This is a genomic window from Bacillus sp. SD075 (genome assembly GCF_017355165.1).
In the GTDB taxonomy this organism is placed as follows: Bacteria; Bacillota; Bacilli; order Bacillales; family DSM-1321; genus Peribacillus.
This window is the reverse complement of sequence record NZ_JADILK010000001.1, coordinates 137,047-153,132: the sequence shown is the minus strand read 5'-3', so window position 1 is coordinate 153,132 and position 16,086 is coordinate 137,047. Positions and strand designations below refer to the sequence as shown.

Below are 16,086 nucleotides of genomic sequence, written 5' to 3'. Positions count from 1 at the left end.
CCTTTCGAATCAAATAGGAGGAAGTTACATGCTGCTACATAAAAAGGGGCCTCCCCCGTTCAAAGTATATGAATCTAGGACTTTGAGAAAGGGGGGCAGGCCCACTTATACTGACATTAAGATTGTTTTACATCATGAAACCAAAGCTCCTTCACTTGCTCGGAAAGGAACGGCGTATGTTTCACGATCGATTCTGCCAGAAATGATCCCGTTAATGGTTTCTGGATGGAATCCATTGGCAGCATGGCAGCTATATATAATATAATAAACATGATAAGATAGACTTCGAGAAAACCCAATACCGCTCCACCCCAGCGATTCAGCTGCTTTAATATCGGAAGATGGGTAATGAAGTTAAGCATGGATCCTATCATTTGCCAAAGAATCTTGGCTGCAAAGAAAATGATGGCAAAGGCAATAGCATTGTAATAAGCCGTATCAAGCCCGACTGTATCGAAAAACATTTTAAGGGTCGAGGAATCCCCCATCGTTGGAAAAGGGATCCACAATTTCAAATTGGGAGCAAGGTCTCCGTAAAATACATATGCGACGATGAAGGCCACTATGAACCCTGTCATATGAACCATTTGTAAAATGAAGCCACGCTTTAAACCGATTAATAAACCGATTAAAAGAATGGCCAGAATTGCTAAATCAAGCATGTACTCAGTCCTTCTCTCTCTTTGATTCCAGTTGAAGCTGGTCTAGTTCGTCTTTTAATTTAATATATTCGTGGACAGTATTCACGGCCGTTAGAACCGCTAGCTTACTTGTATCCAAGTATGGATTTTTCATCCTGATCTCTCTCATTTTTTCGTCAACCATTGAAGCGACCAGGCGCATATGACTTGCGCTTTCTGTTCCGACGATTGTATATGGCTGTCCGTATATATCAACTGTTGTTTTATTTCGTTTATCGTCTGACAAAATGATGCCCCCAATCTAAACAATCCTAATTCTATCATATCATGAAGTTTTTCGTCACGAAAGAGAGTACATCGTCATTTCTCGCATAAAAATTTCAATAATTTGTCAAACAAAAACGAATTCAGGAAGAAGATTACCTAAAAAACAAAATGAAGTTAGGAGCTTACCCATTATGTCCCATGTTGTTTTACTTATCAGTCCTGAACAAATAAAAGCAATGAAGTCCCATTATTCTTCATCCTTGGCCGCCAAGCTTCCGCCGGGGAGCATCTTTTCCGCCAAACCGCCGCTATGCACGGTGACCGCCTATAAATCGGGTAAAGTACTTTTTCAGGGCAAGAATGCCGAACTAGAAGCTGTAAAGTGGCAAAAAGGCACCACAGCTGCGGCTCCAAAGAAAAAAACGGCATCCTCTGCATCAGTCAACGTCCATCGATATTCTCCGCCTGCAAATATCGGAACGATGTCAGTGATTGGATCCGATGAGGTCGGAACAGGAGACTATTTCGGACCGATGACCGTCGTAGCCGTTTATGCAAAAAAGGAGCAACTTGCCCTATTGAAGGAGCTTGGTGTCCAGGATTCCAAAAACCTGAAAGATCCACAGATCATCGAAATTGCCAAGCAGATTAAGGATGTAGTTCCATTCAGCCTGCTCACATGCGACAACCCGAAATATAATGCGCTGCAGGCAAAGGGAATGTCACAAGGAAAAATGAAGGCACTCCTCCATAACCAAGCGATCAAGCATCTCATGCAAAAAATCCAGCCGGAACAAGCGGAAGCGGTCCTTATTGATCAATTCGCTCAACCAGAAGTATTTTTCAATTACTTAAAAGGCCAAGAACTATTCCAAGCTAATGCCACCTATCTATGCACAAAAGCGGAAGGCATTCACCTTGGAGTGGCAGCCGCATCCATCCTGGCCCGATATGCATTCGTCAAACGCTTCGACTTGCTGAGTGAAAAAGCCGGATTCAAAATCCCAAAAGGCGCCGGATTTGCAGTCGACGAAGCCGCCGCAAGATTGATTCATGAAAAAGGAATCGATTCCTTACACGAATTCACGAAAACCCACTTCGCCAACACAGAAAAAGCGAAGCGGCTATATCAACAGAAATTTCATAAATAGTAGAAAGCGGCTGATCTTCCGGAACAGCCGCCTTTTTTTCGTGAGGTTGCACCAATTACTCATAAAATCCAAAAAAAGCTCCCCAAGATACAGGGAGCTGTCTTTTTGGTTTTATCCTCTTAGTTCTGCGCCAGCTTTTTCTTTAACGGCTTCAAGAACTTTATCATGTGCTTTTGTAATGTCCTCGTCCGTTAGAGTACGTTCCGGATCAAAGTATTTCAGTGAGTAAGCAATGGATTTCTTGCCTTCGTCCATTCTTTCACCTTCGTATAAGTCGAAGATGCTTACTTCTTTCAGCAGTTTGCCACCCGCTTCTTCAATAATATCCTGAATGTCCCCGGCCTTAGTGGCTTGATCCACAACCAGCGCGATATCGCGTGTTGTGGATGGATAGCGCGGAATGGTTTGGTACGCAATCGGCGCGACTTTGGCTTCGGCCAATGCTTTTAAGGAAAGTTCAAAAATGTATGTTTCTTTAATATCCAAGTCTTTTTGAACAGTTGGGTGCACCTGGCCGATAAAGCCAATTACTTCACCATTCAATAGTACTTCCGCTGTCCGTCCTGGATGCATGTCGTTGATCTCCGCTTGGCGATAACCGATTTGATCAGCTAATCCAAGTGTGTCGAATAATGCTTCGATCACGCCTTTGGCTACAAAGAAATCCACTGGTTTCTTTTCACCTTGCCATAGATGTGACTCCCATAGGCCGGTGATTGCTCCAGCAATATGTTCTTTTTCTTCAGGCAGTTCTTGTTCGTCACGCTTAAAGAATACCGAACCGATTTCATACAGTGCCAGTGAATCAATTTGGCGGGCATTGTTATATTTCACGACTTCCAGCAATTGAGGCACGATGCTTAAACGCAGCTGGCTCCGTTCTTCACTCATTGGCATTGCTAACCGTATGGATTCTCTTGCTTCCAATGCGAATTGGGACGCTTTTTCCTGGCTTGTCAGTGAATAGGTCACCGCTTGATAAAGGCCTGCGCCTTCAAGTGTACGGCGTGCCTTCCGCCGTTTAATTTGATAGTCAGTCAATTGGCCTGGGGTAGCAGAACCGATCGGCAGTGTAGCAGGAATGTTATCATATCCAAATAAACGTGCAGCCTCTTCGACTAAATCAGCCTCAATCGTAATGTCACCACGGCGCGTCGGGACTGTGATTGTGAATGTTTCATTATCAAGTTCCACTCCGAATTGCAAGCGCTTGAAGATCGACTCCACAACTGAAACGGTCATGCTTGTTCCAAGAAGTGTGTTGATTTTTTCAAGAGTGATGCTAATGACCGCAGGTTCCATTGTCAATTCGTCAACTTCTGCTGCTCCTTGTAAGACTGTTCCGCCTGCATATTGTGCAATCAATTGTGCAGCACGTTCTCCAGCTTCACGAACCCGGGCCGGATCGACGCCTTTTTCAAAACGGGCACTAGCTTCACTGCGTAATCCATGGTCTTTTGAGGCTTTACGAACTACTGTACCTGCAAAATATGCACTTTCAATAATGATGTTCGTCGTATCATTTTTCACTTCGGAATCCGCTCCGCCCATCACACCAGCTATCGCAACAGGCTCGCTGCCATTTGTGATCACTAAATGGTCAGGTGACAAAGTGCGTTCCGTTTCATCCAAAGTTACGATTTTTTCAGCGTCCTTCGCTCTGCGGATGACGATTTCCTTTGAACCAAAGCGGTCATAATCAAAGGCATGAAGCGGTTGACCGTATTCAAGTAAAATGTAGTTCGTGATATCCACCACATTATTATGGGGACGGATACCCGCAGACATCAACCGAGTCTGCATCCAAAGCGGTGAGGGCCCTACCTTAACATCCTTGATGATTTTAGCAATGTATATCGGGTTATCTTCTTTCGCTTCCACTTTGACACTGATATAATCTGATGCTTTTTCAGCTGCCTCTGCTTTCTCGACAACTGGCCATTTCACTTCCCGGCCTAGAATGGCTCCCACTTCGTATGCCACACCAAGCATGCTCAATGCGTCGGAACGGTTTGGAGTCAGCCCAAGTTCCAGCACTTCATCACTTAAACCAAGTTCCTCCAAAGCATCTTTCCCTACTTCCACATCATTTGGGAAGACGAAAATACCTGTAGCATAATCCTTGGAAACAAGCTTCGATTCGAATCCCAATTCTTGAAGGGAGCAAATCATCCCATGCGATTCCTCTCCGCGAAGTTTCGCTTTCTTGATTTTGAAATTACCTGGAAGGACTGCCCCAACAGTAGCGACTGCAACTTTTTGGCCTTTGTCGACATTCGGTGCTCCACAGATGATTTGAACGGGATTTTCGGCCCCGATATCAACTTGGCATTTATTCAATTTATCCGCATTTGGATGTTGTTCACGTTCAATGACGTGCCCAATGACGACTCCTTTTAGCCCTTCGCTTTTCTTTTCTACCCCTTCAACCTCAATGCCGCTTTTCGTGATTTTGTCAGCTAGCTCCGTCGCATTGATGCCTGAAAGGTCAATATAATCTTGTAACCATTTATATGACACAAACATGGTAGGTCCTCCTTTTTAAAATAAAATTTTATGCTTCGTGATGGTTGAATTGCTTTAAGAATCGAACATCATTCGTATAGAAATGACGGATATCGTCCACACCGTATTTCAGCATGGCAATCCGTTCCACGCCGATTCCAAATGCGAATCCGGAGTATTTCTTGGAATCAAAGCCAGCCATTTCAAGGACGTTCGGATGAACGATCCCGCCGCCAAGCACTTCGATCCAGCCTGTTTGTTTACATACGCTACAGCCTTTGCCACCGCAAATTTTACAAGAAATATCCACCTCGACGGAAGGTTCCGTAAATGGGAAGAAACTTGGACGAAGACGGATTTCACGGTCTTGCCCGAATACTTTTTTCGCAAATACGTCAAGCGTTCCTTTCAGGTCGCTCATGCTGATGTTCTCATCGATGACCAAGCCCTCAATTTGCTGGAATTGATGGGAGTGTGTCGCATCATCGTTATCCCGGCGATATACTTTTCCTGGGCAAATGATTTTAACAGGACCTTGACCTTTATGTTTTTCCATCGTTCTGGCTTGAACTGGTGAAGTATGCGTACGCATAAGGATTTCATCCGTGATGTAGAAGGAATCCTGCATATCACGTGCCGGATGGCTTTTTGGCAAATTAAGTGCCTCAAAGTTGTAGTAGTCGCTTTCGACTTCAGGGCCTTCTGCAACGGTATAACCCATACCGATGAATAAGTCTTCTATCTCTTCCACGACACGTGTTAATGGGTGAAGGTTCCCCTTGTTTACCGGACGTCCTGGAAGTGTGACGTCAATCGTTTCAGTTGCTAGCTTTGCATGGACTGCCGCAGTTTCAAGTGCTTTTTGTTTCTCCTCGATCTTTGTTGCGATCGCTTCCCGTACATCATTGGCTAGTGCCCCGATTTTCGGGCGTTCTTCGGCAGATAATTTACCCATGCCGCGCAATACCTCCGTGATTGGCCCTTTTTTTCCTAAATAAGCAACACGGACTTCATTCAGTTCTTTTAATTCGGAAGCGGCGGCAACTTTTTGCAACGCTTCTTCCTGCAGTTCTAGTAATCGTTCCTGCATCATGTCTTCCTCCTTTATTTTCCTTTTGTAAAATGAACACAAAAAAACCCCGATCCCTAAAGGGACGAGGTTTATGTATCGCGGTACCACCCTTATTAGTGCATAAACAAAAAAACTTATGCCACTCACTTCATTAAAAATAACGGCTCTTCACCGGAACATTTTTCGGACATCCTGTCTTCCCAATGCCAACTCGAAAGGTGAATTCCCTTAAGCAGTGCCATAAAAATGCTTTCAGTCAAGGCATTTTTCCCTGGATATGGTTAACTTAAGCTACTACTTCTTTGTCATCGTTGTTTTCATTATAAAATTCTGTTTTATTATATTATAATTCTTCGGCCGTTTCAAATCGATTTTCGTAAATGGTACATTAAAATCCCGGCAGCGATTCCCACATTCAATGATTCGCTTTTTCCGTAAATGGGGATATAAAGGTTTTTATTCGTTTTCTTCAGTAATTCCTTTGATACTCCTTGGCCTTCATTACCGACCAGCAGGGCAAAACGGGAGGACTTTTCCACTTCTTCAAATGGCGATGCACCATCTAATGCCGTGCCATATACCGGTGTGCCGATTTGCTTCAGCTCATCGATGATTTCGGAAAGGTTCCCTTTAATGACAGGCATATGGAAAAGGCTCCCTTGCGTCGAACGGACCACTTTAGGATTATACAAGTCAGCACACCCTTCGCCAAGAATGACCGCATCGATTCCAGCAGCATCCGCTGTCCTGATCATCGTTCCAATATTCCCCGGATCTTGGACGGCATCGATCAACAATAGTTTATCCGGATTGATGGACGCCATGCTCATTGTTTTCTGTTCACAAACCGCGGCAATTCCCTGTGGGGCTTCAGTATCGCAAATCGCCTTCATGATATCATCTTTCACATAAATGAGTTCTGTGCCTTCCACCTTAAAATGGGCAGGCATTTCAGTTTCTTCATTGATGATCACTTCCAAGACGATTTCCTCTTTTAGGGCTTCTTCGACCAGGTGAAAACCCTCGACTAAATATTTACCTGTTTTATCTCGTTCTTTTTTCGTCAAGAGTTTTTTCCATTGCTTTACTTGCGGGTTTTTTATGGATTCGATATATTTCAAGGGTAAACGCTCCTTTAACTTTACACTGATTTTCCTATTATAACGCAATTCACATACATATTGCATGCGAGTTTGTGAAATGCTATTAATGTCAGTCATTATGTGTTAGAGGAGGAATAATTATGAATTTAAACTTACGTAATGCGATCATCCAAAATGTATCTGGAAATTCGCAAGATCAGCTGGAAGACACGATTGTCGATGCCATACAAAATGGCGAAGAAAAAATGCTTCCTGGATTGGGAGTATTATTCGAGGTCATCTGGCAAAATTCATCTGAGCAGGAAAAACAGGAAATGATCACTGCCCTCGAAGCAGGATTAAAAAAATAACAGCCTTCAAAGGCTGTTATTTTTTGATTTCGCTTCGCCAGCCTTCAGTTCCTCGACGGAGACTTCTTCATCGATCAGCAAGAAGAGTTTTTTTGCGCTCACTTCCTGAAGCATCGCTTTTGTCTCAGCAAAAGAGTAGCCGTATTTCGTGAAAAAGCTGCGTAAATCTCCAGATCCTTCATCAGTGAAGTAATGGAAGATTCTTAAAAAAAGAGTGTCTTCCTTATCCTGATTGGCAATGATCAGGATATCCGTATGTTCATTTCCAAGCTGCACATCTTTTTTTATATCAGCTGCCACTGTCATTTGGGTGCCAGACACGCCTTTTGCTTTTAAGTCTTGAATTGCAGCAAGTAGTTCCGGATTAGAGTCAAAAACACCATATACGTTTTTTTCCATGTTTCTCCCCCTCCTTGTTACTCTACTTAAAATAAAATTCCTTTGTCATTATACCTTGCAGCTTTATCAATAAACAAGCAAATAGTCTAGTGGAAATTCCTAACTAAAGAACAAGGGAGCCCCTGTCTAAAGGTTTTTTTTAAAAAAACAACCTGATTTAGTCTGTAGATAAAAAGGGGGAGAACATCTATCCTTCATCAAATGATGTTCCCGAACCAACTGAACCAAAGCAATACCTTCAATTCCTCAGGTATACATTCTATCTAAATTTTATAAAAGGTGATTGGAGAGGTAGGTGCGAGACTCCTGCGGGAAAAGTGCGTCTAAGGGAGAACCCGGCAGGCGCCAAAGCGAGTGCTGGGAATGGAAATCAACGTCAAAATTGTCCTAGCCATAAAGAAACTGTAGACAAACTCGATTTTCATCTAGTTTGTCTACAGTCAGAACAGTCTTGTGTTGTACGTTATTTTGCGTTTTACAGATTATCGGTATTAATCCGATTTTTGATGTATCCATCCTTCAGGCCTTCCTCTTGCTGACCACTTAGAGCTTTTGTGCTCACGGTCCGATCCAGTGACCCTTGAGCTTCCAGGGCTTTGTCAGCATCAGACGAAAATGGATCTGCATGGGGGTCGCTTGCTTGTGTCCCTTCATAATTCCCTGGCTTTTGCTCCTTGTATTTCTCGGTGGAGTTCCCTCTGATTTCCCTTTCTTGAGCTCGCTTCGGATCCGGCTCTTCATTTTCAAAGATATTGGCAGAATTTCCGTGAAGTTCTACGCTTCTTCCTGGCTTTGCTTCCACTTCCCTTGTTTGATAGGCATTCGCTGTTGTTTCAGGAAAAAGGTTCGGGTCCGGATTGTTCACCACCCCTGTTTTAAGCGGATTCTCTGCTCGTAGTTCGTCCGTATCCTGCAGGCGATTGGAAGTTACGCTTTCTCGTGCTGATACGGTTTCCGATTCATCTATAAGAATCAAGAATTTCCCAGCCTCTACTTCATTTATATAAGCGGTGGCTTCACTATCGGCAAGCCCTAAGTCACCTAGTCGGTTCCTTATATCTTCAGAACCCTCGTTCAGGAAAAAGTGTTTCATCTTATCAATGAAAGAATCATCGTTCGTGTTAGTGACGACGTCTACATCGGCATCCCGCTTTTCAATGATGAAATCCAAATCATCTGTTTTATCAGCCATCACGGTTATTTCTCCTTCATGGACCCCTTTTTCCTTGAGGGATTGTATAGCTTGGATTATTTCTCTTTCCGTATTAAAAACTCCATATAATGTTCTCCCCATCCATCTTCCTCCTCCTATTATTCCGATATTTATTCTTATGTGTATTTATACCCTGATGGGTGCCAATTAAACAAAAAACGGTCGATTCAAAAGTTTGCCTTCGCTAGATTCGAACCTTTAATCATCCTTTAAAATCAAAAGATGGCCTGCAGTTTTGAAAACTGCAGGCCATTTCCTTCACTCTTAGTAACGGTCGATTCTACGTTCAGTTGCCTTTTTCTCATTCACAATCGATTCATCTGTACTATCAAGCTGGATATCTTCCTTTTTAAGAGTATCCTGAACCTGTTCCGTCTCTTGTACAGCATGTTTCTTAATGACAATTTCATCTGTGACAACCGGTTTTTTCGACACTTCCAATTTTTCTTCAACAACGGGGATTCGTAATGTTTCCCCATCTTCAATGCTTCCGGTTTCCAGATTCGCTTCACGTCCTGAAACTGATCGATGCTCGACTGTCACTTCTTCATGTTCGACAGGGACATTGATCGTTTTATGTTGTTCATTGACTTCTTTGTTAATGACGACTTCACCTGTCTGAACTCTTTCTTTGTCAATGTTCAGTTGTTCTTCCCGAAGTGTAAGCGTCCTTTCATCCTCTGTCAATTCACGGCCTTGTCCGTTGACTCCATAAACATCTTCTTTATTTAATGCATCGGTTTTTTCAGTGCCGTTCAAGAGTTGGTTCGTGGAGTTTGTATCAAGCCTTGTACCGGCAGTGTCCATTTTTGCGGTCGTGAATTTATCTCTTGCCGTTCCAAGGTGTCCTTCACCTTCTTCAACCAGAACGAGGACTTTTCCATTTTCCACATCAAAGACATGTTCAGCCGCTTCACTGTTCGAAAGGCCTGCATTCGCCAATCTTGTTGAAAGGTCTGCCGTATCTTCCGGCATGAAGAAACGTGCCACCTTGTCCATAAATGATTCGTCGTTAGGTACATTCGTCATTGTATGAACATCCGTTTCACGTTGATGGTTCGTGAAATCCAATGTTTCTTCCTTGTCTGCGACGACCGTAATATCGTCTCCTTCAAAGCCCTTTGCCTTAAGTGCATTAATTGCTTGGATCACTTCTGCATTTGATTCATATACACCATATACTGTTTTATTCATTTTACATTCCTCCTTAGGTTTTGTTGTTTCGTTTAGTGGATGCTATATATAAACTCTACCCGCCATGTTCCTAAGTAAACGAGGAATCAATATTTCATTTATGTTATATCCTTTACATTTTGTTCTCAGGACAGAACGATTTTTCCATTGAAATCCAGGCTTTACAAGGGTCTCCCCTTTTTTAAAAATGTAATGTTTAAGCAAATCAGGCTATTTTCTTTTTTTCAAATACTTCCTATAATCTTTTTTCTTCTATTATAATGCCACAGCCTTTATTAGCAGGTCCGCTATATGCACCGCTTTCGTACATTCCCCCAAGTTTTCCCTTTCGATCCCCAGTTGCATTTGCAACAGGCAGCCAGGGTTAGCTGTGACAACAATATCGGCGTGTGTCGATTTCGTGTGCTCCATTTTAGAGTCAAGAATATTCATGGACATCTCTGATTCAACTATATTATAAATACCAGCGGAACCGCAGCACCGATCCGCATCCTTCATTTCCCTGAAATCGATTCCATCTATCGATTGAAGGAGAATTCGCGGAGCCAAGGATGTGTTCATCACATTCCGTAAATGACAGGAATCCTGAAAAGTTACGGATTGAGCTGGCAGTTTCAGGCGAACTTTTTCCTGAAAACGCAAATCAACAAGAATCTGGCTGATATCTTTCAATTTATTCTTAAATGTGATTGCACGGTCGTGCCATTCCGGTTCATCTTGGAGCAAATGGTCATAATCTATGAGAAAAGCTCCACAGCCGCCAGCATTCGTAATGATATAATCAAAGTCCTCCGCTTCAAAAGCCTCTATATTACGCTTGGCCAGTTGCTTTGCACCCGCTTTTTCACCGCTGTGCCCATGCAGAGCCCCGCAACATGCCTGGGATTTCGGGATCACGATTTCACATCCGGCCAGCTGAAGAAGCTTTAGTGTAGACTTGTTCGTTTCCAAAAACATCGTATCCATCAAGCAGCCGGAAAAGAAAGCCACCTTTTTGAGTGGCGCACCGATTGCAGGCAGTTGGGTTGGCCTATTTTTCATGTCTGATTTTTTCGGGACTTTCGGCAGTACTTTTTCCATGGTTGCCAAATTATCCGGCAGCATATTGAGGACTCCCGTTTTTCGGGCCATGTATTGCAGGCCTGACCTCTGATAGAAGCCAAGCAAACTTGTCATGGCCTGCATTCGCTCCTGGTGCGGGAATAATCCACTAAAAACGGCCTTGCGGATTGTTTTTACAGGGTAACTGTGCTTTTTATTCTGATGGATGATATCCCTTGCTTCTTCAAGAAGATGTCCATATTTCACACCTGAAGGACACACTGGTTCACACGCCCTGCAGCCGAGGCAAAGACTCAACGAACGTTCTACATCCTCATCGGGCTCAATCACACCATCCGCCACCGCTTTCATAAGTGCAATCCGGCCCCTTGGTGAATGGGATTCCTTCAGCCCCGATTCTATGTATGTCGGGCAGTGGGGTAAGCAAAAGCCGCAGCGCATACAATTCAACAATTCATCTTCATTCATTTTTTCCGCGAATTGAATGGAAATGTTTTCCCTTTCCTGAACGGTCGTCATGAAGAAACCACCACCCTTTTCCTTGTTTCCTTGGCAAATACTTTGCCGGGATTCATGATGTTATGGGGATCGAAAGCTTGTTTAATCGCTCTCATGGCATCCATCCCTTCTTTCTTCAGCTTCCATTCAAGATATGGTGCCTTCATCGCTCCTACACCATGTTCACCGGTAATCGTCCCGCCAAGATCGATAGCTGCTGCAAAAATGTCGGCAAAAGCGAGCTCCACTCTTTCCATCTCCTCATGATCACGGGCGTCGGTTATGCACGTTGGGTGCAGGTTCCCATCCCCAGCATGACCGAAAGTGCAAATGTCCACGTTATGCTTGCTGGCAATTTCATTAATCGCCCTGACCATTTTCGCAATTTCCGACCGGGGAACGGTAGCATCTTCCAAAATGGTCGTTGGCTTGAGGCGTGCCAGTGCGGATAGGGCGGTCCGTCTTGCCGTTTTCAAGGCGACAGCGTCAGATTCCGTTTCGGCAATTTCCACGGAAACCGCCTTTTCCTCTAGACAAATATCGGCCATCCTTTTCATATCACGTTCCACCACTTCAGGCGGACCATCCTGTTCTATCAACAGGACGGCTTCCACATTGGTGGGCAAACCGATTTTCGCGAAGTCCTCAACCACGATCAACGTCGGCCGATCAAGAAATTCCAATGTAACAGGAATGATTTTATTTGAAATGATCTTGGCCACTGACTGGGCTGCAGCTTCCAGATCTTGATATAAGGCAAGCATCGTCTTTGTCGTTTCCGGCATTGGGATCAGCTTTAAGATCGCTTCCGTAACGATGCCCAAGGTCCCTTCCGATCCGACAAAAAGCTTCGTTAAATCATATCCGGCTACATCTTTGGCAAGCTTGCCCCCTGTTCGAATGATATCCCCATTCGGAAGGACAGCTTCAAGCCCGATGACATAATCACGGGTTACTCCGTACTTTAATCCTCGCAGTCCACCAGAGTTCTCATTAATGTTGCCGCCAATCGTGGAGATTTTCATCGAACTTGGATCCGGCGGATAAAACAATCCCTTCTCTTCAACTGCCGAAATCAAGTCCAATGTTATGAGCCCAGGCTGTACGGTCGCCGTTAAGTTTTCCTCATCTATTTCAAGTAATGAATTCATTCGATTGAATAAAAGGACAAGGCCCCCCTCTGTAGGGCAGGTGCCTCCGCTTAAATTAGTCCCAGACCCGCGTGGAACGATCGGAATATCATATTCGTTGCAAACTTTGACGATGGCTGCGACTTCCGCTGTGCAGCCCGGTTTAATGACAGCATCCGGCATCGCTTGAAACCCTGGCGTTGCATCATATGAATAGACTAGACATTCCACTTTCGAGTCATCGTAATTCTCCTGACCGACGATGGTAAGAAGTAGCTGCTTAACCTGCTTTGTTAACATGTGTATCCTCCTCATATAAACAGATGGAATTCGTTATTTTTTATATGATTCAAGTATAAGAAAAAAAACACTCAACCTTCTATGTATGAACATATAGAATTTATAGCTTTCCATAGAATTAATTTGTATGTTTATCCAATACACATAATGCTAGATACATAGTGACTAAATCGGCTAGCTTTCTAGGATTTAATTGGGTCAAATCTTCTATGCGCTTGAGCCTGTAATGGAGGGTATTGATATGGATATGCAGGGCTCTAGCAGTCTCCTTCAAAGATAGATCACATGCAAAATACATGGAAAGGGTTTTAAGCAGCTCCTCATTAGGAAGCAAATCCCGAATCGTCCGTGATAAATATTCCTGTCTTGTTTCAGCGGTAACTTCATCAAGCAGGACCTCTAGCTTCAAGTCCTCGTCAAATATAATCGCCGAAGAAGGAAACGCTATTTTCAAGGAACGTTCCGCTTTAAAAAACGCTGACCTGAAGGCGGATCCTGATGCACGCGAGCTAACTCCTGCACACACTTTATAACCCGAACTCTCTTCCAGCTTTTTTTGCAGTTTACTTAATTTCTTTAATTGTTGGACTTTTGAACCGATGAAATCGGCTATTGAAAGAATGACGAATTGGTTCCTTCCCCAACGGACTGCGATGTCATTGGGATGCTGCTGTCTTATGTATATCTGAAGCGTTCTCCACACATGAGGCTCAATGATTTCCTCAGTTTTAAATTCACCAAGGGTGATGATCCGGTCTGCATGAACATCGACCCCAAGCAACTTGGCCTTCTGAAGGAAAAGCTCATTGAACGTCTGCAGCTGATGCCATTCAAATACAAAGAATTCCATCAGACGTGATTGGGATTCTGCTTGTTCGATATGATAGCTTTCCTGAATGAACATCTCCGTCATCTTTTTTAAAAGTTCCGCATAGGGGGATACATGTTTGGGATCGCCCGTAATACCAATGACACAAACGGCTTCCTGATTGAAGAAAATAGGCAGATTTATTCCTGCCTTCACTCCTTTCCAACTTCGCTCATCCTGTTTATTGATGATCAATTTCTCACGATTGTTGAAAGCATGGATGGCACCTTCATGATATGATCCAATGCGGCTGCTATCTGTGCTGGCGATAATCGTGCCAGCATGATCAATAATGATGATTTCCTCATCAATCAGTTTTCGAACCTCATGAACCAGTTTTCCTGCCACAGTTGCCAATTGCATGATATATGCCCTCCTTTTTGTAATCAACTTGAAAAATATTTCAAGGCTCCCTTTCAAAAGGGAGCCTCATTCTACTTATGGAATCATCCAGGAAAGGACGCCATTTTGCAAGAAGGTAATCACACAAACAAGCAGTAATAAGAAAAGACTATGCTTGAGCGTGAATCTCAATAATTCTGATTCCCTGCCCGCCAATCCAACGGCGGCACAAGCAATCGCTATCGATTGGGGGGAAATCATCTTTCCCGTGACCCCTCCGGAAGAGTTCGCCGCTAGTGCCAGGACCGGTTCCATCCCCACTTTAAGGGCGGTCACTTTCTGCAGACTGCCAAATAAGAGGTTGGCTGATGTATCCGATCCGGTAATGAACACACCCAACCAGCCAAGAACCGGTGCGAAGAACGGAAATAAATCACCCGATTTCGCAAGGGTCATCCCTAATGTTGTCGACATGCCCGAAGCATTCGTTACATAGGCAAAAGCCACTACCGTAGAAATCATCAAGATTGGTTTTGCCAACTCTTTCATCGCTTCAACAAAAGTACTGTAAAAGTCTTTTGCAGACATGCTGGCGATGAACTTCGTTACGATGGCAGCCAGTAAAATGGCGGTCCCGGCTGCTGCGAGCAATTCTATTTTATAGAAAGCCGCAATCGGCAACCCATTGCTTCCGATTATCTCGTTATGCAGACCTGGGACTTCGATTTGGAAGGTTAATAGTTTTCCGATTTCATTAATCCCGCCAAGCAACACATTGTTGCCTTCATAATGTCCTGATAGTGCCGGCTTTATCGGGTTCATCCCCCATATTGTTATGAAAAGCGTTAACAGGAGGAATGGTGACCAGGCATGGAATATCTGCCATTTCGTGTATTTTGGTTCCGCTTTGGCTGTATATAAAGGTTCGACAGCTGCTGCCGTTTCCTCGGATGCAAAGCGAAAGATCGTTTTAGGTTTCCAGAATTTAAGGAAGATCGCCAGTGCAAATAGTGACACTAATGCGGAAAGGATGTCCGGCAATTCGGGCCCAAGAAAATTTGAACTTAAGTACTGTGTGATGGCAAAGGAAAATCCGGAAACCAAAATTGCCGGCAAGACTTCAAGCGATCTTTTCCACCCAGTCATTATTAAAATGAGATAAAGCGGAATGAAAGCCGAAAGGAATGGCAGTTGGCGGCCGACCATTTTTGAAATCTCCATGGCGGCTATTCCAGTAGGGCCTTCCATGGCGATGATCGGTATTCCAACCGCCCCGAATGCTACCGGAGCGGTATTCGCAATCAAACAAATCCCTGCTGCATATAGCGGATTAAACCCGAGACCGACCAAAAGCGCGGCTGAAATGGCAACCGGTGCACCAAATCCCGCGGCCCCTTCTAAAAAGGCTCCGAAAGAAAATGCCACCAATAATGCCTGAAGGCGGCGGTCTTCCGTAAGCGAAAGCACCGAAGAACGAATGATATTGAATTGTCCGCTTTTAACGGTCATTTTGTACAAAAATACGGAAGTGATGATTATCCATCCGATTGGGAGCAACCCATATACGGCTCCTTGTGAAGCAGACATCACTGCTTTTCCTGCAGGCATTCCATATATCAGTACAGCCACTGCAAGAGCTACAAGCAATGTGGTTATACCTGCAATGTAACCTTTCATCCGTTTGATGGTAAGTGCCCAGAAAAAGTAAAGAATTGGAATGAGTGCGGCAAGAGATGATAAAACTAAATTATCGGTGATCGGCGTAAAGTTTTGTGTCCATGTCATTCATTTCGACTCCATTTTCTATAAATTTTTTGAAAAATTCAGAAATCAACCGCTAATTGAAAACCCTTACATATCCAAATATTCTAAGTCATCAGATGACTTGATGAGTACTCATTAAAATTAAATGATTGAAAATATAAAATCAAGATTTTTTTTATTTTTTGTTGATTTTTTAACCTTCTGGAAGTGTCAAAGTTCATTTGTGT

Annotated in this window: 14 protein-coding genes and 1 other annotated feature; of the genes, 2 read left to right on the top strand and 12 right to left on the bottom strand. The window is 43.6% G+C overall.

Going from position 1 to position 16,086, the window contains the following annotated elements:
• Positions 1 to 116 precede the first annotated feature (116 nt).
• A complete protein-coding gene (locus IOC57_RS00725) occupies positions 117 to 662 on the bottom strand; it encodes a CvpA family protein (RefSeq protein ID WP_207436923.1) in 546 nt (181 codons plus the stop codon).
• 4 nt (positions 663 to 666) lie between these two features.
• On the bottom strand, positions 667 to 927 hold the full coding sequence (gene zapA / locus IOC57_RS00720) for a cell division protein ZapA (protein WP_207436922.1): 261 nt from the start codon (positions 925 to 927) through the stop codon (positions 667 to 669).
• Between the two features lie 172 nt (positions 928 to 1,099).
• Between zapA and rnhC the strand changes: the two genes are divergently transcribed.
• Positions 1,100 to 2,059: a ribonuclease HIII gene (rnhC, locus tag IOC57_RS00715; protein ID WP_207436921.1), complete on the top strand. Its 960-nt coding sequence runs from the start codon at positions 1,100 to 1,102 to the stop codon at positions 2,057 to 2,059.
• A 111-nt stretch (positions 2,060 to 2,170) separates the two neighbouring features.
• Here rnhC and pheT read toward each other — a convergent pair whose 3' ends face one another.
• The 3 genes from pheT to IOC57_RS00700 form a co-directional block, all read right to left on the bottom strand.
• Positions 2,171 to 4,585, bottom strand: a complete 2,415-nt coding sequence (gene pheT, locus IOC57_RS00710) for a phenylalanine--tRNA ligase subunit beta (protein ID WP_207436920.1) — start codon at positions 4,583 to 4,585, stop codon at positions 2,171 to 2,173.
• A gap of 28 nt (positions 4,586 to 4,613) precedes the next feature.
• Complete coding sequence (pheS, locus tag IOC57_RS00705; RefSeq protein ID WP_207436919.1) at positions 4,614 to 5,654, bottom strand: phenylalanine--tRNA ligase subunit alpha; 1,041 nt, start codon at positions 5,652 to 5,654, stop codon at positions 4,614 to 4,616.
• A 57-nt stretch (positions 5,655 to 5,711) separates the two neighbouring features.
• Positions 5,712 to 5,954: a binding site (T-box leader), on the bottom strand.
• A gap of 44 nt (positions 5,955 to 5,998) precedes the next feature.
• A complete protein-coding gene (locus IOC57_RS00700) occupies positions 5,999 to 6,757 on the bottom strand; it encodes a TrmH family RNA methyltransferase (RefSeq protein WP_207436918.1) in 759 nt (252 codons plus the stop codon).
• 122 nt (positions 6,758 to 6,879) lie between these two features.
• Between IOC57_RS00700 and sspI the strand changes: the two genes are divergently transcribed.
• Entirely contained in the window at positions 6,880 to 7,089 is a 210-nt protein-coding gene (gene sspI / locus IOC57_RS00695; protein ID WP_061464325.1) for a small acid-soluble spore protein SspI, read from the top strand.
• A 6-nt stretch (positions 7,090 to 7,095) separates the two neighbouring features.
• On the opposite strand, the gene IOC57_RS00690 is transcribed toward sspI, so the two are convergent.
• The 7 genes from IOC57_RS00690 to IOC57_RS00660 all read right to left on the bottom strand — a co-directional run bounded on the left by IOC57_RS00690 (position 7,096) and on the right by IOC57_RS00660 (position 15,880).
• Positions 7,096 to 7,488, bottom strand: a complete 393-nt coding sequence (locus IOC57_RS00690; RefSeq protein WP_207436917.1) for a general stress protein — start codon at positions 7,486 to 7,488, stop codon at positions 7,096 to 7,098.
• 475 nt (positions 7,489 to 7,963) lie between these two features.
• Positions 7,964 to 8,782 (bottom strand): YflT domain-containing protein, encoded by an 819-nt coding sequence (locus IOC57_RS00685; RefSeq protein WP_207436916.1) that lies wholly within the window; start codon positions 8,780 to 8,782, stop codon positions 7,964 to 7,966.
• A 183-nt stretch (positions 8,783 to 8,965) separates the two neighbouring features.
• Positions 8,966 to 9,895, bottom strand: coding sequence for a YsnF/AvaK domain-containing protein (locus IOC57_RS00680; protein ID WP_207436915.1), 930 nt, complete (start codon positions 9,893 to 9,895; stop codon positions 8,966 to 8,968).
• A gap of 255 nt (positions 9,896 to 10,150) precedes the next feature.
• Positions 10,151 to 11,476: a (Fe-S)-binding protein gene (locus IOC57_RS00675; protein WP_207436914.1), complete on the bottom strand. Its 1,326-nt coding sequence runs from the start codon at positions 11,474 to 11,476 to the stop codon at positions 10,151 to 10,153.
• Positions 11,473 to 12,885, bottom strand: a complete 1,413-nt coding sequence (gene glcD, locus IOC57_RS00670; RefSeq protein WP_207436913.1) for a glycolate oxidase subunit GlcD — start codon at positions 12,883 to 12,885, stop codon at positions 11,473 to 11,475. Before glcD ends, IOC57_RS00675 begins: the two co-directional genes overlap by 4 nt.
• Positions 12,886 to 13,003: 118 nt before the next feature.
• Positions 13,004 to 14,116, bottom strand: a complete 1,113-nt coding sequence (locus IOC57_RS00665) for a PucR family transcriptional regulator (RefSeq protein ID WP_207436912.1) — start codon at positions 14,114 to 14,116, stop codon at positions 13,004 to 13,006.
• A gap of 75 nt (positions 14,117 to 14,191) precedes the next feature.
• On the bottom strand, positions 14,192 to 15,880 hold the full coding sequence (locus IOC57_RS00660; RefSeq protein WP_207436911.1) for an L-lactate permease: 1,689 nt from the start codon (positions 15,878 to 15,880) through the stop codon (positions 14,192 to 14,194).
• Between the last annotated feature and the right edge of the window lie 206 nt (positions 15,881 to 16,086).